The organism is Ferrovibrio terrae (assembly GCF_943372915.1).
GTDB classification, from domain to species: domain Bacteria; phylum Pseudomonadota; class Alphaproteobacteria; order Ferrovibrionales; family Ferrovibrionaceae; genus Ferrovibrio; species Ferrovibrio terrae_A.
This window is the reverse complement of record NZ_CALSAN010000008.1, coordinates 126902-145867: the sequence shown is the minus strand read 5'-3', so window position 1 is coordinate 145867 and position 18966 is coordinate 126902. Positions and strand designations below refer to the sequence as shown.

15 protein-coding genes are annotated in these 18966 nt (G+C 63.5%); 13 read left to right on the top strand and 2 right to left on the bottom strand.

The window, feature by feature from the left end:
- Window positions 1-86: 86 nt before the first annotated feature.
- From phnC to AAG821_RS08000, 5 genes are read left to right on the top strand one after another with little or no spacing between them, the layout of a single operon-like run.
- Window positions 87-935 (top strand): phosphonate ABC transporter ATP-binding protein, encoded by an 849-nt coding sequence (phnC, locus tag AAG821_RS08020; protein WP_341912229.1) that lies wholly within the window; start codon window positions 87-89, stop codon window positions 933-935.
- Between the two features lie 32 nt (window positions 936-967).
- Window positions 968-1792, top strand: coding sequence for a phosphate/phosphite/phosphonate ABC transporter substrate-binding protein (gene phnD, locus AAG821_RS08015; RefSeq protein WP_341912354.1), 825 nt, complete (start codon window positions 968-970; stop codon window positions 1790-1792).
- 9 nt (window positions 1793-1801) lie between these two features.
- Complete coding sequence (gene phnE / locus AAG821_RS08010) at window positions 1802-2617, top strand: phosphonate ABC transporter, permease protein PhnE (protein ID WP_341912230.1); 816 nt, start codon at window positions 1802-1804, stop codon at window positions 2615-2617.
- A gap of 10 nt (window positions 2618-2627) precedes the next feature.
- Window positions 2628-3626: a phosphonate dehydrogenase gene (locus AAG821_RS08005; protein ID WP_341912231.1), complete on the top strand. Its 999-nt coding sequence runs from the start codon at window positions 2628-2630 to the stop codon at window positions 3624-3626.
- A 2-nt stretch (window positions 3627-3628) separates the two neighbouring features.
- The gene (locus tag AAG821_RS08000) at window positions 3629-4516 is read left to right on the top strand and encodes a LysR family transcriptional regulator (protein ID WP_341912234.1); all 888 of its coding nucleotides are present in this window, start codon (window positions 3629-3631) and stop codon (window positions 4514-4516) included.
- Here the strand turns inward: AAG821_RS08000 and AAG821_RS07995 are convergent.
- A complete protein-coding gene (locus AAG821_RS07995) occupies window positions 4509-5966 on the bottom strand; it encodes a CoA transferase (protein ID WP_341912235.1) in 1458 nt (485 codons plus the stop codon). The two genes, AAG821_RS08000 and AAG821_RS07995, sit on opposite strands and share 8 nt — an antisense overlap.
- A 336-nt stretch (window positions 5967-6302) precedes the next feature.
- On the opposite strand from AAG821_RS07995, the gene AAG821_RS07990 reads away from it, so the two are divergent.
- The 7 genes from AAG821_RS07990 (at window position 6303) to AAG821_RS07960 (ending at window position 12841) form a co-directional block, all read left to right on the top strand.
- A complete protein-coding gene (locus tag AAG821_RS07990; RefSeq protein WP_341912237.1) occupies window positions 6303-6833 on the top strand; it encodes a hypothetical protein in 531 nt (176 codons plus the stop codon).
- 238 nt (window positions 6834-7071) lie between these two features.
- Window positions 7072-8061, top strand: coding sequence for an ABC transporter substrate-binding protein (locus tag AAG821_RS07985; RefSeq protein ID WP_341912239.1), 990 nt, complete (start codon window positions 7072-7074; stop codon window positions 8059-8061).
- 22 nt (window positions 8062-8083) lie between these two features.
- Window positions 8084-8854, top strand: a complete 771-nt coding sequence (locus tag AAG821_RS07980) for an ABC transporter ATP-binding protein (protein WP_341912241.1) — start codon at window positions 8084-8086, stop codon at window positions 8852-8854.
- Complete coding sequence (locus AAG821_RS07975) at window positions 8844-9665, top strand: ABC transporter permease (RefSeq protein WP_341912243.1); 822 nt, start codon at window positions 8844-8846, stop codon at window positions 9663-9665. Before AAG821_RS07980 ends, AAG821_RS07975 begins: the two co-directional genes overlap by 11 nt.
- Window positions 9666-9676: 11 nt before the next feature.
- On the top strand, window positions 9677-11218 hold the full coding sequence (locus tag AAG821_RS07970; protein ID WP_341912245.1) for an amidohydrolase family protein: 1542 nt from the start codon (window positions 9677-9679) through the stop codon (window positions 11216-11218).
- A 75-nt stretch (window positions 11219-11293) separates the two neighbouring features.
- Window positions 11294-12265, top strand: coding sequence for an acetamidase/formamidase family protein (locus AAG821_RS07965; protein WP_341912246.1), 972 nt, complete (start codon window positions 11294-11296; stop codon window positions 12263-12265).
- A 186-nt stretch (window positions 12266-12451) separates the two neighbouring features.
- Window positions 12452-12841, top strand: a complete 390-nt coding sequence (locus tag AAG821_RS07960) for an SPW repeat protein (RefSeq protein ID WP_341912248.1) — start codon at window positions 12452-12454, stop codon at window positions 12839-12841.
- A 145-nt stretch (window positions 12842-12986) separates the two neighbouring features.
- Here the strand turns inward: AAG821_RS07960 and AAG821_RS07955 are convergent, their stop codons facing one another.
- Complete coding sequence (locus AAG821_RS07955; protein ID WP_341912250.1) at window positions 12987-14912, bottom strand: ribonucleoside-diphosphate reductase subunit alpha; 1926 nt, start codon at window positions 14910-14912, stop codon at window positions 12987-12989.
- A 574-nt stretch (window positions 14913-15486) separates the two neighbouring features.
- Here AAG821_RS07955 and AAG821_RS07950 point away from each other — a divergent pair.
- Complete coding sequence (locus AAG821_RS07950; RefSeq protein ID WP_341912252.1) at window positions 15487-18957, top strand: hypothetical protein; 3471 nt, start codon at window positions 15487-15489, stop codon at window positions 18955-18957.
- Window positions 18958-18966 lie beyond the last annotated feature (9 nt).

The following is an 18966-nucleotide window of genomic DNA, read 5'->3' as shown; positions in this document are numbered from 1 at the left end:
ATCGAGGAGTCACGGCTGAGTCACCGCCCGTATCTAGGTATTGCGAAATCCAATCGCAGGCTCTGCAGGATTACGAAAGGTGATTCATGGCGACCCAATCTACCCGAGGCCAGCCGGTCCTTCGCCTGCAGAATGTGGGAGTTACCTATCCCGGCGGGGTCGTAGCGCTGCGGTCCGCCAGCATCGACTTCCACAAGGGTGAATTCGCCGTTCTGCTCGGCCTGTCCGGCGCCGGGAAATCCACGCTCCTGCGGACCCTGAACCTGCTGGTTCGTCCGACCACGGGCGACATTGTGTCTCCAGAATTCGGCCGGCTTGGCGCATCCGGTGCACTTCGTCAGCACCGCCGCAAAACGGCGCTCGTCTTTCAGCATCATCAGCTCATCGAACGCCATACTGCGCTGGCCAACGTGCTCACCGGGCGCCTGGGGTATCACGGCACGCTCCGCAGTTTCCTGCCGCTGCCACGGGCCGATATAGAACTGGCTTTGCATTGTCTGGAGCGCGTCGGGCTGGCCGACAAGGCCATGTCCCGTGTCGACCAGCTCTCCGGCGGTCAGAAACAGCGGGTGGGCATTGCCCGGGCCCTGGCCCAGCAGCCCAGCATGATCCTGGCCGATGAGCCGGTAGCCAGCCTGGACCCGGCGACGTCCGAGAAGATTCTAGAACTGCTGCGCAACATCTGCCGGGCCGACGGTATCACCGCGGTGGTCTCGCTCCACCAGCTGGAATATGCCCAGCGTTTCGCCGACCGCGTCGTTGGTATCGCCAACACCCGAATTGTCTTCGATGGCACGCCGGCAAATCTCGGCAGCGGCGAGCTGGCCGAAATCTATGCCGGCCACCTGAAGCCCTCACCGGCCGCCATCGTCAGACCTGTTGTCCATACTGCCACCAGCCCAGCTTTAATCCCGGAAATGGAGATGTCCGCATGAACCGCTTGTTAAAACTCGCTCTTGCCGCGGCCATGGCCGTTGGCCTGACTGCGCCGGTCCTGGCCGCCGAGGCCAACCCGGATACCCTGAAAGTGGCCCTGCTGCCGGATGAGAATGCTTCCGAACTCATCAAGAGGAACCAGCCACTCAAAGATCTTTTGGAAAAGGAGCTGGGCAAGAAAATCCAGCTCGTGGTTACCACCGATTATTCCTCGATGATTGAGGCCATGCGCTTCGGTCGTATCGACCTGGCCTATTTCGGTCCGCTGTCCTATGTGCTGGCCAAGACCAAGGCCAATATCGAGCCGTTTGCCGCCATGACCCAGGATGGCAAGCCGACGTATCGTTCGGTCGTGATTGCCAATGCGAATTCGGGTGTCAATTCGTTTGCCGATATCAAGGGCAAGAAGATGGCCTACGGCGACCGGGCCTCGACCTCCAGCCACCTGATCCCGAAGACCGTTCTGGCGGAAGCTGGTCTGCTTCAGGACAAGGATTACAGCCAGCACTTTGTCGGCACGCATGACGCGGTCGCGGTGAATGTCGCCAACGGCAATGCCGATGCGGGCGGATTGTCGGAAGTCATCTGGAAGGCGGTAACCGAGCGAAAGCTGGTCGACGCCAGCAAGGTCAAGGTGCTGGGCTACAGCAAGGAGTATCCGCAATACCCCTGGACGATGCGCTCCGACCTTGATGGCAAGCTCAAGGACAAGATCCGCTCGACTTTCGTGAACATGAAGGATCCGGCCGTCCTGAAGAACTTCAAGGCTGATGGCTTCGCCCCGATCACGGACAAGGAATATGACGTCATTCGGGACATGGGCAAGCTGCTGAAACTAGACTTTGCGACGATGTGAGTGAGTGACATGACCGACGCCACGGCGATTGCGTTTACAAAAGCCCAGGTTCTGGACGCCTACGGGAAGTCCTGGAAACGACAGGCAATACAAATCGCCGTGGTGGCGGTCATTGTTCTCACTGCGGCCTGGTATGTCGGCCTTCTGGATGTCGGAACCCTGGTCAATGGCATTCCGGCCATCCTGACGCTGGCCGGCGAGTCCATGCCGCCCGATTTCACCAACGCCCAGAGCTGGGTGAAGCCGTTGGTCGATACGCTGGCGATGAGCGTTGCGGGTACCGCGGTCGCAGTTCTGCTGTCCTTTCCCTTGGCCTTCCTGGCCGCGCGCAATACAGCGCCGCATCCCACCATCTTCCACGCGGCGCGCACATTGCTGAATGCGCTTCGCTCGGTCCCTGAACTCATCATGGGCATCATTTTCGTGGCCGCCGTCGGATTCGGTGCGCTACCCGGTGTCCTGGCGCTCGGCCTGCACAGTGTCGGCATGGTCGGAAAGTTCTTTGCGGAAGCGATCGAGCATGTGGATGAAGCTCCCGTGGAGGCCGCCCGCGCGGCGGGCGCCACGCCGCTACAGGTTCTGTTCCACGCGGTGCTGCCTCAGGTGCTGCCTCAGTTCGCCGATGTCTCGATTTACCGCTGGGAATACAATTTCCGTGCCTCCACTGTAATGGGCATGGTCGGTGCGGGTGGTATCGGCTTCGAACTGATGGGGTCGCTGCGCATCATGCAGTACCAGGAAGTCAGTGCCATCCTGCTGGTTATCCTGGTCATGGTGACGATCGTTGATGGCCTGAGCGGCCATCTCCGGAAGAAATTCAAGTAAGGGTGCGCCGGTGAAGCCTCGCGTTGTCCTGACCCATAAGGTTCATCAGGAAGTCCTCGAATATCTCGGTCGCGATTGCGATCTGGTCACCAACCAGACGCTGGATACGTTAGCAGCAAGCGAAGTGATGACCCGTACTGCGCAGGCCGACGCCATGATGGCATTCATGCCGGACCGGGTGGACGCGGCGTTCTTGTCGGCCTGCCCGAAACTGAAGATCATCGGCGCCGCGCTAAAGGGCTATGATAATTTCGATGTCGACGCCTGCACGGGCCACGGCGTCTGGTTGAGCTTTGTGCCCGACCTGCTGACCGTGCCTACAGCCGAGCTGGCAATCGGATTGACGATCGGGCTGACCCGCAAAATCATCGAAGCCGATTCCCGTGTCCGTTCGGGAAAATTCCAGGGCTGGCGTCCCGAGCTTTACGGCCTTGGCATCGAAGGCTCGACGATCGGCATTGTTGGCATGGGGGCGATCGGCCAGGCCATGGCGGCGCGTTTCAAGGGGTGGGGCGCCCATGTGGTTTACACAGACCGCACCCAGGCTTCAGGCAATGTTGAGACCATGCTGGAGATCGGTTGGACGAATCTCACCGGTCTGCTCCAGGAGTCCGATATCGTCATTCTGGCGCTGCCGCTGACCCCACAAACCATTCACCTCATCAATGCCGGTCGGCTGGCACAGATGAAGCCCGGCGCTTTCCTGGTCAATCCTTGCCGTGGTTCCGTGGTCAACGAAACTGATGTCCTGATGGCCTTGCAGTCAGGCCATCTCGCTGGCTACGCAGCCGATGTCTTCGAGCTTGAGGACTGGGCCAGGGCGGACCGGCCGCGCGAGATAGCACCGGAACTGCTGGCACATCCCCATACGCTCTTCAGCCCGCATATCGGCTCTGCGGTCCAGAAGGTTCGGCTCGCCATTGAGATGCGGGCAGCGGAAAACATCCTGCAGGCCTTGTCAGGCAAGCGGCCGATGGATGCTGTCAACGATCCGCGGCAGGCGGCTTGACCATGCTGAATCTGGTGTGGGTCCAGACTTTCCTAGCGTTGATCGAACAGAAGAGTTTCCTGGGGACCGCGGAAAAGCTTGGCATTGCGCAGCCGACAGCAACCCTGCATATCCAGAAGCTGGAAGAGCAACTCGGTAAACCCCTGTTTCTTCGATCACGCACGGGATGCGAGCCGACGCGGGATGCCTTGAACTTCCTGCCTTATGCCCAGAGTATCCTGCGGGTCAATGACCGCGCGCTTGCGGCAGTATCGGGAGATCACCTGCGAATTGGCGCCAGTTCGAATATCGGCATCTACCTGTTGCAGCCGCATATCCGGTCCTACCTGCGGACGCACGGGGACAAGGCCTATGACATCGTTATCGACCGCAATCCTGCTATCGCCGAGAAGCTGGAGAACAGCGAGATCGATGTGGCGGTGATGGAATGGTGGGACAACCGTGATGGCTGTCATGCGCAATATTGGAAAAGCGAACCGGTTGTGGTCATCGTGCCGCCTGACCATGCGCTGGGCCATCAAGCCCGTATCTCATGCGATGAATTAAGCCGGCACGATCTCCTCGGCGGAGAACCGGGTACCGGCACCGGCCGGATGCTGGCCCGTTATTTCGGCGGCACCGTACCAGTGCCTCGGGTTGCGATGCAATTGGGCAGCACCGAAGCCGTGAAACAGGCTGTCAAAGCCGGTTTGGGGATCTCGCTGGTGCTGGCATCGGCAGTGGCAGATGAGGTGAAGGCAGGGAGCTTGCGTGCTCTCCCGTTCGTAGCGCCGCCGCTGGAGAAAGAACTCTATGTGGTCTGGCGCGGTGGCCTGCCGGGCCTGCCCGCGCCCGCCTTCGTGCAGCATTTGTTGTCCGGGACAGATATGGCGGTTGCCCAGGTTAGTTGACTGGCCGCTCCAACCAGTCCGCCCGGTCGCTGCCCAGCTTCGGCGTCGGGCGTGACCAGCGGCAGGGCGTGTCTGACATCCGCAACACCGGGCCGAGCGTCTTGAGGTCGCCGTAAACGGTATTGTCGACACGCACCGCAAGCGCGTCGAATTCGGCCGGCGTGAGCTGTCCCGGCGCATCCTCGAAGCCGTCGACCAGTCCCTGGCGCTGAAACAGCATGGCGGCCTGACACAGCGACACCTGCACGCGATAGCTGCCGCCCTCGCGCGCCCGCCGCGCCAGCGCCAGCAGGGCGCCGAAGGTGCCGAGGAAGCCGGTGAGGAAATCGCACATCGGCACGGGTGTCAGTTTCGGCTGGCCGGCCCCGGTTGCCAGCCCCTGCGTGTGGCAGATGCCAGTGATGGCCTGGGCGATCTGGTCCCAGCCGGCGCGGTCGGCCAGCGGCCCGCCGGAGCCGAAACAGTTGACGCTGACATGGATCAGCCCCGGGCGCAGGGCGATCAGCTCGTCGACGCCGAAACCATGCGCCGCCAGCCGGCCGGGACGGTAGCCATCAACCAGAATATCCGCATCCCGCACCAAGGAACGGAAGGTCGCGGCGTCCTCGGCGCGCTTGATGTCGAGGAAGCAGCTGCGCTTGCCATGGCTGGTGTCGCGCACGAAAGAGGGCACCTGCGGCAGGTCGGGTGCCGTCACCATCAAAACATCGGCGCCATGTTCGGCCAGGCCCAGGCTGGTGGTGGGGCCGGCGAGGATGCGCGTCAGATCGAGCACGCGTATGCCCGACAGCGGCTGGTCGCCGCCCGCGGGCAAAGGCTCCGGCGCGCTGTCGGCCACCCGGGTGATCTCGACCACGGGGCGCGATGCCAGATAGGCGCCCTGGGAATGCGCCAGCCATTCCTCAGGCGTCAGCACCTTGGCGGCACAGGCGTTGGCGGCGGCGATTACCCGGTCCAGATCATCGGCGTTCCAGCGCGCCACGGCGGCCTTGATGGAGTCGACGGTGTTGTCGCATTGGAGCACGTCGAACACGCGGCGCTGCAGATGCGGCAGGTTGGTATGCGGCAGCACCCACCGGCCATCGGCGGCCTGCCAGGGCTGCGTCATCGCCACCATATGCTTCAGCGCGGGGGCGACCGGAACCGGCTGGTACTGCCCGTCCGCGTCACGCAGCAGTGTCACCTCCCTGCCATACAACGAGGTCATCGCCGCGGCGCGGGCATCGACCGCGATTTTCTGCCGCTGTCCGGTACGCAAGGCCCAGAGATCGTTGGCGGCGACGCCGCGGGCGGCCAGCGCCATGGCCAGGGTTTCACCGATGCGGAAGGGGGTGCGGAACAGCGGGTCGCTGCCGGTGATGGTGACCTCGCCGGCTTCAGGCCTGCTGCCGGCGCGGATCGCCATCAGTTCGGCAAAGGCGCCGGATAAGCTTTGCTCTGCAGATGTCATGGACTACGCCCGTCTGTGCAACTGAATCGATCTCTCGGCACCGGCTCCGCTGGACCGGCATTTTTCTCATTGCAGGCAATGTGATGCGGGCTGAGTCGAGGCTGTGCGTCAGCCTAGTGAGCGGCCCGGCATTGCTGAAATAGTTTGACCCGATGCCAGCCATCTGAACGGGAGATAACACCGCGAGTGTGGTTGGACTGCCAGGAGAAGACAGGCCGGGTAACCTGCAAGTTTATGTAACGACAGCGGTTTCCGATCCTCGCGACACGGGTGTCGATGGCGGCATTATCAATATGTAACTCTTTGCCGGGGCCGGCGATCCGCTAAACCGATAGCATGACACCCGCCTTCAAGCCGCTGGACCTGTGCCAGCGCAATATCGCTGCGTTACGAGACTGCCTGTCCAAGGTGCAATCGCCACGGCTTGCCGATTTCATCCGCTACATGCTGTCGATCCACCCGACCAACCGGCTGCCGCGTCGGCAGAATTTCGATCCGATGGAAATTCCCTCGCTGCTGTCTGGCGTGGTGCTGGTCACGGTGCATCGCGAGGTGGACCGCACCCGTTTCAAGATGAAGGTGGTGGGGCAGGATGTGATCGATGCCTCGCCGGTCACGATCGGCCATCGCTATCTCGACGAGATCGTCGCCGAATTGCCCGCCGCCTCCATCATCATCGACACGCGGCAAAAGGTGCTTGAAACCGGCCATGCCTATCTGCGGCAGGGACCGCCGACCATGCCCTTCACCTTCAAGATGACGGTACTGGAATATATCCATTGTCCTTTGGCTGAGGATGGCGAGACCATCGACCAGATCGTGTCCTTCTTCAGCTACCGCGGCCACAAGGGCGCACCTGCCGGCTGATCTCGTGAACCGGCGCACGTAATCTGTGCAGATTGCATGCTTTCTGCAAAGATGATGGGCAGATTCCACCTGCTTCGCCCGCACCCATAACGGCAGATTAAGGGCAAGGCGCAAATCGGCATACGACATCCCCCGCATGCTCGGTCAACCTTGATACCGAAACCGGCGATCCCTGCACGGTCCTCTCTGATCGTAAGCAGTCATCGACGGCGACATCGGTAACCAAGGGGAATCGACAATGATCACGCATACGATGCAGAAGGTGCTTTGTGCGGCTGCGCTGATTGCGCTGCCGTTTTCGGCCACGGCAGCCGACAAGGTCCGTTTCCAGACAGATTGGCTTCCGTCCGGCGAGCACGCCATGTTCTATGGCGGCTGGCAGAAGGGCATTTACGCCGCCGAAGGCATCGACGTCACCATCACCCGCGGCTATGGCTCGGGCGATACGGTGACCAAGCTGGCTGGCGGCGCCGCGGATTTCGGCATTGCCGATCTGGGCGCCGTGCTCACCGCGCGGGCGCGCGCGAATGTTCCGGTCAAGGCCATTGCCATCAACTACCAGTTTTCGCCGCATTCGCTGTTCGTGCTGAAAAGCTCAGGGATCACCAATTTCAAGCAGATCCAGGGCAAGAAGGTCAGCACCACGCCCGGCAATTCGCATCAGCTGTATTTCCCAAAGGTGGCGGAACTGGCCGGCGCCGATCCCAGCAAGATCACCTGGGTGAACATGGACGGCGCGGCGATGGCCGCGCAGCTGATCGCCAAGAATATTGATGCGGCGCCGTTCTATTCGATCCACCACTATTATCAGAACAAGGCAGCCGTTGCGGCCAAGGAAGAGATTGTCGTGCTGCCGTTCGTGGAGACCGGCTTTGCCATCTATGCGGCAACCGTGATCGCAACCGACAAGATGATTGCTGAGAAGCCGGACCTGACCAAGCGCTTCCTGCTGGCGACGCGCAAGGCCTATGAATGGGCCAACGCGAATCCCGAAGAGGCTTGCAAGGCGCATGTCGAGAAGGTTCCGGAAGTGGCGCTGGATGACTGCATCGGCAGCGTGAAGGCAACCACCAAGTTCGTCTTCACCGATTACAACAAGGCCACCGGCTACGGCAAGGAAACCGCCGAACGCCTGAACTTCACCTGGCAGGTGGTGGCGGAGTCGCAGAATCTGGACAAGTCGTGGAATCCGGCCCAGGCGGTAGATACCAGCCTTCTGACCAAGTAACGCATCCAGCGGGGGACCGGTCGTGATCACGATTGACCGCGCATCCAAGGTGTTCCTGACGCGCGACGGTGAAGACATCGTCGCGCTGAAGGATGCCTCGCTCACCATCGGCGACTGCGAGTTCATCGCCCTGGTCGGTCCCTCGGGCTGCGGCAAATCCACCTTGCTCCGCCTGATCGGCGGCCTGCTGCCGCTCAGCAGCGGCACCATCACCATCGACGGCGCCACCGTCACCGGGCCGCGCGAAGACACCGGCATCGTGTTCCAGGCGCCAACCCTGCTGCCCTGGGCCACGATCAAGGACAATGTGCTGTTTCCGCTCAGCCTGATGGGCAAGCTACAGCCCGACAGCAAGGTCAAGGCGAGCCAGTTGCTCGATATGGTCGGCCTCGGCGGTTTTGAGCAGAAATACCCGCGCGAACTCTCCGGCGGTATGCAGCAGCGCGCTGCCATTTGCCGCGCGCTGTTGCATGACCCTTCCGTGCTGCTGATGGACGAACCCTTCGGCGCGCTGGATGCCCTGACGCGGGAAGAGCTGACGCTCGAACTGCTGCGCATCTGGACCGAGCGGCCGAAGACCATTGTCTTCGTGACCCATTCGATTCCCGAGGCCGTGCTACTGGCCGACCGCGTGGTGGTGATGTCGCCGCGCCCGGGCCAGATCGTTGAGATCATCGATGTGCCGCTGTCGCGGCCGCGCAGCTTCGACCAGGAGGGCAACGAAGCATTCCAGGGCTGCGCCCGCCGCATCCGCGAACTGATTTTCGGCCGGAGGGGCGCCCGTGCAGCCTGACGCCATCATCCTGACGACGCCGGCACCGCGCCGGAAGAAAGCCGCGCTGTGGCGCCGGACCCAGGAATTCTGGCTGCCGCTCGTTGTGCTGGCGCTGCTCGTTCTGGCCTGGGAAATCGCCTGCCGGGTCTTTGGCGTGCCGGCTTTCCTGCTGCCCAGCCCCAGCGCCATCTGGGGTGAGACCTGGGCCATGCGCATGCAGGTGCTGACCCATGCCGGCGCCACCCTCACCACCGTGATGGTCGGCTTTCTGGTGTCGGTGATCATCAGCCTGCCGCTGGCCGTGGCACTGACCTCCTCACGCATGATCGCCAATGCAATCTATCCCATCCTGATCCTGACCCAGTCGATCCCGAAGGTGGCGCTGGCGCCGATCCTCGTGGTGGTGCTCGGCGCCAACGAACTGCCGCGCATCGTCATCACTTTCCTGGTCGCATTCTTTCCGCTGGTGCTGTCCTGTGCCGCCGGCCTGCTGGCGGTACCGCCAGAGTTGCTGGAGTTGGGGCGAGCTTGCAAGGCCAGCCGGTGGCAGGAGCTGGTGCGCATCCGGCTGCCCTTTGCCATGCCGATCGTGTTCAGCGGGCTGAAGGCGGCGATTGCCCTGGCGGTGGTGGGCGCCGTGGTGGCCGAATTCGTCAATGCGGATCGTGGCCTGGGCTATCTGATCGTCAGCGCGACGGCATTTTTCAAGGTGCCACTGGCCTGGGGCGCGCTTATCCTGCTGTCTTTCATGGGCATCGTATTGTTCCAGATTGTCGTCGCCATCGAACGCATTCTGGTGCCCTGGTCGAACGATAACGGAAAACAGTGAGGAAAGTCGGCATGGCCAAGCGCAAGACGATCATCCGGGGCGGCAAAATCGTCAATATCGCCAAGCATCGCGCCGATGCGGCCGATATCCTGATCGCCGGCGACACCATTGTTGAGATCGGCAAGCCCGGCATGGCGGCGCCGGCCGATGCCATCGTGATCGATGCGCGGCGTCGCCTGCTGCATCCCGGCCTGATCAACGCGCATACCCATGGCCATGGCAATCTCGCCAAGGGCATGGGCGACCGCTGGACCCTGGAACTGCTGCTCACTGCCGGACCGGCGATCAGCGGCAACCGCACGCTGGACGATAAATATCTCACCACGCTGATCGGCGCGGCCGAAGGCCTGCTGAAAGGCTGCACGGCGGTTTACGATCTGACCGTCGAATTCCCCATGCCGTCGGTGGACGGTCTGCAGGCCTGCGCCCAGGCCTATGCCGATGCCGGCATGCGCGCCGTGGTCGCCCCGATGGTGGCCGATCGTACTTTCTTCGAGGCAGTGCCGGGCCTGATGGAGCGGCTGACGCCTGGCCTGCAGAAGGATGTCGAACGGCTGCGGCTCGCGCCCTACAAGACCAGCGTGAAGGCCATCCGCAAGGCGCTGAAGGCCTGGAATTACGACCATGACTTGATCCGGCCCGCGGTTGCGCCCACGATTCCGCATCACTGCTCGGATGATTTCATCGCCGATTGCGTGCGGATCGCCCGCGATTTCGATGTCGCCATGCACAGCCATGTTTCGGAATCCAAGCTGCAGGTCATCGCCGGCTACAAGCGCTATGGCAAATCGCTGACCAGCCATATGGATGACATGGGCGCGGTCGGCCCGAATTTCACCGTGGCCCATGGCGTCTGGCTGGATGATGACGACATGAAACGGCTGGGCGACAAGGGCGCCTCGGTGGCGCACAATCCCGGCAGCAACATGCGGCTGGGCAGCGGCCTGGCCGATGTGATCGGCATGCTGCGCCGCAAGGTCAATCTGGGTATCGGTACCGATGGCGCCAACTGTTCGGATAACCAGAATATGTATGAATCGATGCGGCTGGCCTCGATGGTGTCGAAGGTGCGCGGCCCCGATATCGCCGACTGGCTCACCACCGACCAGATCCTGGAGGCCGCAACGGTCGGCAGTGCCAAGGCACTGGGCTTCGAGGGCAAGCTGGGGCAGATCGAGAAGGGCTACAAGGCCGATATCGTTTTCCTCGACCTCGACAGCATCAACTGGATTCCGTTCAACGATCCGGTCAACCAGCTGGTGCATACCGAGGACGGCACATCGGTCGATGCCGTGATGGTCGGCGGCAAGATGGTGGTGGAGAATCGCAAGCTCGTGAATGTCGATCTGGCCAAGCTGGCCAAGCAGGCCGAAACCGCGCGCGCCCGGCTGGAGGCGATCAACAAGCCCAACCGCGTGCTGTACGACAAGCTGGAAAAGACCGTTGCCAGCTATTGCAGCGGCCTGTGCAAGGAGCCGCTGCATATCCACCGCTATGGCGCGCCGCTCGGCAGCCACAGCCATGACCACAAACACAAGCACAAGCATCACTGAGATCGCCAGTAGGCAGCCGGATCGGTGATCGGTTAGGCTGCGGTCAGCCCTAAACCCAGACGGCAGACCCGCAGCATGACCGATCACCGGCTTGAACCGACCCCCGATACCGTACATTGGGGCTTCTTTGATGCGACCCTGCAGCCAGTACTGACCGTGGCCTCGGGCGCCAGTGTCACCATCCGCACCGTCTCGGGCGGTGCCGATGTGATTCCGCCCGCCAGTGCGGGCCTGGCCGTGCTGCCCGAGCATCGCACCATCGTCGAAACCCTCAAGCCCGTGCTGCCCGGTCATATCCTGACCGGGCCGGTGGCCATCGAAGGCGCGATGCCGGGCGATGTGCTGGAGGTGCGGATCGAGGATGTGCGGCTGATCCAGGACTGGGGCTGGAACGCCAACCGGCCGCTGCGTGGCAGCCTGCCACATCGCTTTCCCGACGGCCGGCTGCTGCAGATTCCGATCAACCGCAATGCGATGACGGCGACGTGCCCCTGGGGCTCGGTGGTGCCGCTGCGGCCGTTCTTCGGTGTCATGGGCGTGTCGCCTCGGCCGTCCTATGGCCGGGTTTCCACCATCGAGCCGCGCGAATATGGCGGCAATATCGACAATCGCGAACTGATCGCCGGCACAAAACTGTTCCTGCCGGTCTTCGTGCCCGGCGCGCTGTTCTCCACCGGCGACGGCCATGCCTGCCAGGGCGATGGCGAGGTCAATCTCACCGCGCTGGAAACGGCGCTGGAAGGCGACTTCACCTTTGTGCTCCACAAAGGCCGCAGCCTGCCGCGACCGCGCGCGGTGACGCCGACGCATCTGATCACCATGGCCTTCGATCCCGATCTGGACGATGCCGCGACGCGGGCGCTGGAAGACATGATCGACCTGCTGGGCGCCGTGGCCGGCCTGGCGGCGAATGACGCCTATGCGCTCTGCAGCCTGGCCTGCGACCTGCACATCACCCAGCTGGTGGATGGCAACAAGGGCGTGCATGCCATGCTGCCCTTCGACGTGCTGCCGCAGGTGGAGCAGGCGGCGATTCCAGGGTTTTAAGCCGGATTCCCACGGCAACCTGACGGCTTAAAAAAGCCACACTGCAGGCCCAGCCTGCTGGCCGGCCGTGCTTTGGAGCCCTATGTGATTCGAAGAGCCGTGCGCGATGCACGGGGGAAGCAGCCGCCGCACGGCCTTTTCAGCGGGATCACCGGCGTAAGCCGACCATCCCGGAGGAGGAACGTCATGGCCCATGCCACGCATCACCACCCATCCGGACATCCGGAACCCAGGGCGAAAACGCGCCGCTGGCAGGACTGGACCAACATGATACTGGGGCTGCTGCTGGCGGTATCGCCATGGCTGTTGCAGTTCACCGGCCTGGATGCGGCGACGCTCAATGCCGTCATCATCGGCGGTCTGATCTTTGCGCTGTCGGCCCTCGCGCTGACGCTGCTTGACCGCTGGGAAGCCTATATCAATGGCCTGCTTGGCCTGTGGGCTGTGCTGTCGCCCTGGCTGATCGGATTCACCAGCTATGACATGGCGCTGATTGCCCATATCGGGCTGGGCGCGGGCGTGGTGGTGGTTGCCGCCATCGAGATCTGGCAGATCGGGGCACCCGACGCTGTATGATCCGTGTGTAGACCGGCGCGGCACCGGCCGCGACCCCAGCGATTAAAACAGATCTGTATTTGGCCTGACCCGGTCAGGCTGAAATGAAAACGGCCCGGGGTATCGCTCCCGGGCCGCAATCTTTATCGAGGGTTTCTGCCAACGCTTACTGGCAGGACAGGCACTCATCGTAATCGACCGCTTCGCGCGGGCCGCCAGCCGCCGCCATGGCGGCGAGCGGCAGTTCCGGTTCCAGCTCCGGCATGCCCCCGGGCACACCCATGGGGCGTTCGCCGTCGTTGATCTTGCCGACCAGCGGGATGGTCACCACGTTGGTCTTCTCGATGGCCGACTGGCCCGACACTGTTTCGGCACGCTGGATCGACAGCGAGCGGCAGTAGTAGAGGCTCTTCACGCCCTTCTTCCAGGCCTGGAAGTGGATCTGGTGCAGATCGCGCTTATGCACATTGGCCGGCAGGAAGATGTTCAGGCTCTGCGCCTGGCAGATATAGGGCGTGCGGTCGGCCGCAAGGTCGATCAGCCAGCGCTGGTCGATCTCAAACGCGGTGCGGAACACGGCCTTCTCATCTTCATTCAGGAAGTCGAGATGCTGCACCGAGCCGCCATTGGTGGTGATCGACGACCAGGTGTCGTCGTCGTTCTTCTCATACTGCTCTAGCGTCTTCTCAAGATAGCGGTTGCGCACCGAGAAGGAGCCCGACAGCGTCTTGTGCGTGAAGGCATTGGCCACGTTCGGCTCGATGCCGGGCGAGGCGCCGCCGGCAATGATCGAGATCGAGGCGGTTGGTGCAATCGCGATCTTGTGCGAGAAGCGCTCCATGATGCCGTATTCGGCGGCATCGAGGCAGGCGCCGCGCTCTTCCGCCAGCTTGCGCGAGGCGGCGTCGGACTGGTCCTTCACATGCTTGAAGATGGTGCGGTTCCACACCTTGGCCATCACGCTCTCCCACGGCACGCCATTGGCCTGCAGGAAGGAGTGGAAGCCCATCACGCCGAGGCCGACCGAACGCTCGCGCTCGGCGGCATAGCGCGCCTTGCTCATGCTGTCGGGCGCATTGGCGATGAAGTCGCTCAGCACGTTGTCGAGGAAGCGCAGGCAATCCTCGATGAACACCGGGTGTTCCTTCCACTCATGGAAGTATTCCAGGTTCAGCGACGACAGGCAGCACACGGCCGTGCGCTGCTGGCCATGATGGTCGATGCCGGTCGGCAGCGTGATCTCGCTGCACAGGTTCGAGGTCTTGACCCGCAGGCCGGCCAGCTTGTGCTGCTCCGGCAGGGCGCGGTTCACATGGTCGATATAGACCAGGTAGGGCTCGCCGGTCTCGATGCGGGCGGTGAGGATGCGGATCCACAGCGCGCGGGCCGAGACGGTGCGCTGCACGGTCTGGTCATGCGGGCTGAGCAGGGCCCACTGCTCGTCGGCCTCCACGGCGCGCATGAAGGCGTCCGAGATCAGGATGCCGTTATGCAGGTTCAGCGCCTTGCGGTTCGGATCGCCGCCGGTCGGGCGGCGGATCTCGATGAATTCCTCGATTTCCGGATGGTCGACCGGCAGGTAGCAGGCGGCCGAACCACGGCGCAGCGAGCCCTGGCTGATCGCCAGCGTCAGGCTGTCCATCACGCGGATGAAGGGGATGATGCCCGAGGTCTTGCCGTTCTGACCGACTTTTTCGCCGATCGAGCGCAGGTTGCCCCAGTAGCTGCCGATGCCGCCGCCGCGGGCCGCCAGCCAGACATTCTCGTTCCACAGGCCAAGGATGCCATCCAGGCTGTCATTGGCTTCGTTCAGGAAGCAGCTGATCGGCAGGCCGCGGTTGGTGCCGCCGTTCGACAGCACCGGCGTCGCCGGCATGAACCAGAGCTTGCTGATGTAGTTGTACATCCGCTGGGCATGGGCGGTGTCGTCGGCATAATGGCCGGCAACGCGGGCGAACAGGTCCTGGTAGGACTCGCCGGGCAGCAGGTAGCGGTCGTCCAGGGTGGCCTTGCCGAAATCGGTGAGGAGACGGTCGCGGCTGCGGTCAACATCGATACGAATGCCGCGTTCGGTTTGCAGAGTGTTGAGCACGGATTGTGTCCCCTCATTATCGCGGTCGGGCCACCCCTGAATCAGGGCAGGCCGGGCCGGCCGTCGTCTATGAATCCAAAGGTTCCGTCCGTTGCTCTGTCCCGGCGGCCGCGCACCCCGCCCTTTCACCTTCGAAAACCCTACAAAAACAGCCCCAAATGGGCTCTCGAAGGCGGCGCAGCGTCGTCACGAAACAGGTCCAACGAACACAACATATGGTACTCAGGGTTAAGGGAGGGTCAATACAGTGTATGTGACACGACTGTAAAAAAACTTATTGACGGACTCAGCGCAGCGTGAACCCCCTGATTTTATGCCGTGTCGCGCACGGTGGGCATTTTTCGGGAGGCGCCAAAAAGGTTATCCCCGCTATCCACAGGGTGTCTTTCGACTCCGGTTTGACCGCTTTTGACCGGGCTGGGCAAGGCTGCGTTAACCATTGGATCCCTAAATATGGTGTGCTACCGGCGCGGGTTTTCCGCCTCGTCCCGGTCTTTGTGTGTTTCAATGCGGAAGATGACGCGATCCGACCGGACCGGGGACTCCTCCTGGCGGTCCGACGGGGGAGGTTGCGATGCTGATCAAACATCCGCGGGCCGATATGGCCGCCAATGCCGCAAAGTCGGCGAGCGAACAGGCTCTGGCCGAGGCGGACAACCGCGCCGCCGCCCTGGTGGGCACGCCGATGCTGGAACGCCGGCGCCTGATCATGGTCGGCATCGGGGGCGGCATCAGCCTGCTCTGGGTCGTGATCTGCGCCCTCTATATCGAAAGCTCAATCGGCTGGGCCAACCTGTGGCATGCGCTGCCGCACGAAATCGGCGCCTTCATCGCCGGTATCGCCGCGCCGCTGGCCTTCCTCTGGCTGATGCTGCTGAACATGTGGCGCGGCATGGCGATCAAACGCCAGTCCGCCGCCCTGCACGAATTGCTGCTCGACCTGAGCTATCCGACGCCGGAAGCCGAGCGCCGTGTCTCGGCGCTGGCCGGCGCGCTGCGTCGCCAAGCCCGCGAGATGGAAGAGGCGGCGCAGAGCGCCACCGACAAGATCGCCACGCTGGGCGAGACCATGGCCGGCCAGCAGCAGGCGCTGCTGGCTGCCGCCTCTGGCGCCGGCGAACAGGTCGCGCTGCAGGCGCGCCAGATCACCGGCACGCTGAACCAGTCCTCGCAGTCGCTGCTGGCGGCGGCCGAGCAGGTGAACCGCGACCTCGACAATACCGTGAAGGGCCTGGCCGGCCGCTTTGAAGAGCAGAGCCGCGCCCTGGTCGACGCCGCCGACAAGGTTGGCAGCGAGATGAATGCCAAGGTCAGTGGTCTGGGCCATACCGTATCGACCCAGGCGCAGGTGCTGCTGCAGGCTGCCGATGTGATCGTGCGCGAGGTGGAAACCGCGCGGGGCATCTTCCAGGGCAAGGCGACTGAAATCGCCCGCATCACCTCGGCCATCCAGTTCCAGAACGAGCGCGTCGACGAGCTGTCGCGCCGCCATGGCGAGCTGATGGACCAGGCGGTGAACCGCGCTGCCGAAGTGGCGCAGCAGATCACCGAGCAGCTGGAACAGAAGATCGTCGCCCTCGAACAGTCGGTCACCCGCGCCAGCGGCGAGGCTGACCGCATCGGGCTCAGCTTTGCCGAATCTGCGCAGACGATTACCACGGCTGCCGAAGTTACTGTCGCGCGCGCCACAGCGGCCAGCGAGAGCTTTGGTCGCGAGAGCCTGGTGTTCAGCAGCACCAGCCAGAAGGTGGTCGACAGCGCCGAGGCCGCTGGCACCGTGCTGCGCGAGCGCGTGCGCGAGATCGAACATGCCACCGGCACCACGATCAGCCGCATCCGCGATATCGGCGAGACGATCCGCTCCGAAGTCGGCGCGCTGGATGACCAGGGCGCCCGCGTGGCTGAACGCCTGCGGGTTGCCAGCGATGACATGCGCGGCCGCACCAGTTCGCTGGAACAGGCCGGTGCCTCTGCCACCCGCCAGGCCGATGCGTTTGCCGAAGCCGCCACCCAGGCCGAGCAGCGCCTGAAGCTGACCGGCGATCTGGTGCGCCATCAGGCCGACCAGCTTGGCTCAGCGGCCGAACTGGCCGACCAGCGTCTGGCCCAGGCGGGCGATGCGCTGCGCCGCGAAGGCGCCAACATGACGCAGACCCTGCAACAGATCGCCGACCGCGCCATGCGCACCGGCGACGAACTGAAGCAGCGTGCCGATGTGCTGGATGAAACCGCCGGCCGTGCACTCGGGAAAATCGGCGAGGCCGACGAAGGCATCCGTGCCCGCATCGAAACTCTGGCTCAGTCTGGCCGCGATGCCCTCAACATGGCGGCACAGGTGCAGGAAACCATGGTGCAGGCCAATGCGCTGCTCGCCCAGGCGACCCAGCGCACCGACGATCAGGTTGGCGCCGCCGGTGCCCTGCTGCGCGGCCATGCCGAGCAGTTCGGCGTCACCATCGACGGCGTTGCCAAACGGATCTCCGAAACCGGTACGGCCGTGCGCGACCAGGTCGATGGCCTCGACCAGGCCGCCGCGCGCACCGCGCAGCGGCTGCGTTCGGCTGGCGAAAGCGCCGGTCAGGATGCCGTGCAGCTACAGGCTGCCGCCGAACGTGCCGCGCAACGCCTGCATCAGGTGAGCGAGACCGCGCAGGTGCAGGCCCATGCGCTCAGCGCCGCGTCCGAACGTGCGGCGATGGAATCGCAGCTTGCCGGCAGCGCCGCCCAGGCGCGCGCCAAGGATCTGCAGGACCTGGCGATCAAGGTGGCAGAGGCGATGGCGACCCTGGCCGAAAAGGCCACGGCACAGACCTCGGCGCTGGTGGCGATGAGCGACAAGGCTCAAATGGAAGCTGTCGCCCTGAATGCTGCCGCCGAGAAAGCGACCGGCAGCATCAATACGGCTGGCGATACGGCGCGCATCCGCTCGATCGAACTGGGCGATGCGGCGCAGAGCGTGGTCGACCGCACGCTGGAACTGCGCAGCACCATCCACGAGCAGGCCGGCGCGCTCACCTCACTGTCGAGCGAGTTGACCCGCCAGGCCGAAAGCATCCGCGAGAACTTCCGCGGCCGCGTACAGGAACTGGCCGAAGCCTCCGACGCGGCGATCCTAAAGACCGCCAATATCGGCGACAGCTTCCGCCGCCAGGCCCAGGAAGTCGCCCGCGTTTCGGACGAAGCGGTCAACCGCGTCGAACAGGTCGGCTCGACCTTCGATGCCCGCGCCCGCGAGATCAATCTGGCGGTCGGCAATGCCTCGGGTCGCATCGACGATGCCAGCGAAGTGCTGCGTAACCGCACGCGCGAACTGGCCAATATCGTCGAGGACGCGATGAAGCAGACCGACCGGATGAGCGACGGCTTCCGTCGCCAGGCCGACGAGGTCGATACCCGCGCCGCGCGCCTCAGCGAGAAGGTGGCCGAGATCGGCGAACGCATGGCGCGCACCGGCACCGAATTCGGCGCTGTCACCGACCGCGCCACCGCACGTGCCGCCGAGACCGCCGATATCCTCGGCCAGCGCGCCCAGGAACTGGCATCGTCGGCAGCCCGCGCTGCCAGCGAAGCCGCCTCGGCCGAAGCCAGCCTCAAGGCGGATTCCAAGGCTTTGGCGGAGGCCGCAAGAACGGCCAGTATCGAGGCCGAATCCCTGCGCAAGGCCACCCAGGCGCTGCGCGGCGAGCAGTTCCTCAAGACCGCGGCCTTCATTACCGGCCATCTCAACTCGATGGCCATCGATATCAGCCGTCTGCTCAATCGCGACCTGTCGGAAGAACTGTGGCGCCGCTACTACAAGGGCGAGCGCGGCCTGTTCACCCGCAAGCTTATCGACCAGAAGGATCTCGACAAAATCCGCAGCAAGTATCAGGAGAATGGCGAGTTCCGCGACTTTACCGACCGCTACGTGGCCGAGTTCGAGCGCGTGCTGGCCGGTGCCAAGGGCGTGGAGCATGAAGAGTTGCTGACCTCGGCCTTTGTCACGGCCGATATCGGCAAGGTCTACCTGCTGCTGCGCGAGGCGGTGGGCAAATCACGGCAGTGACGCTAGACT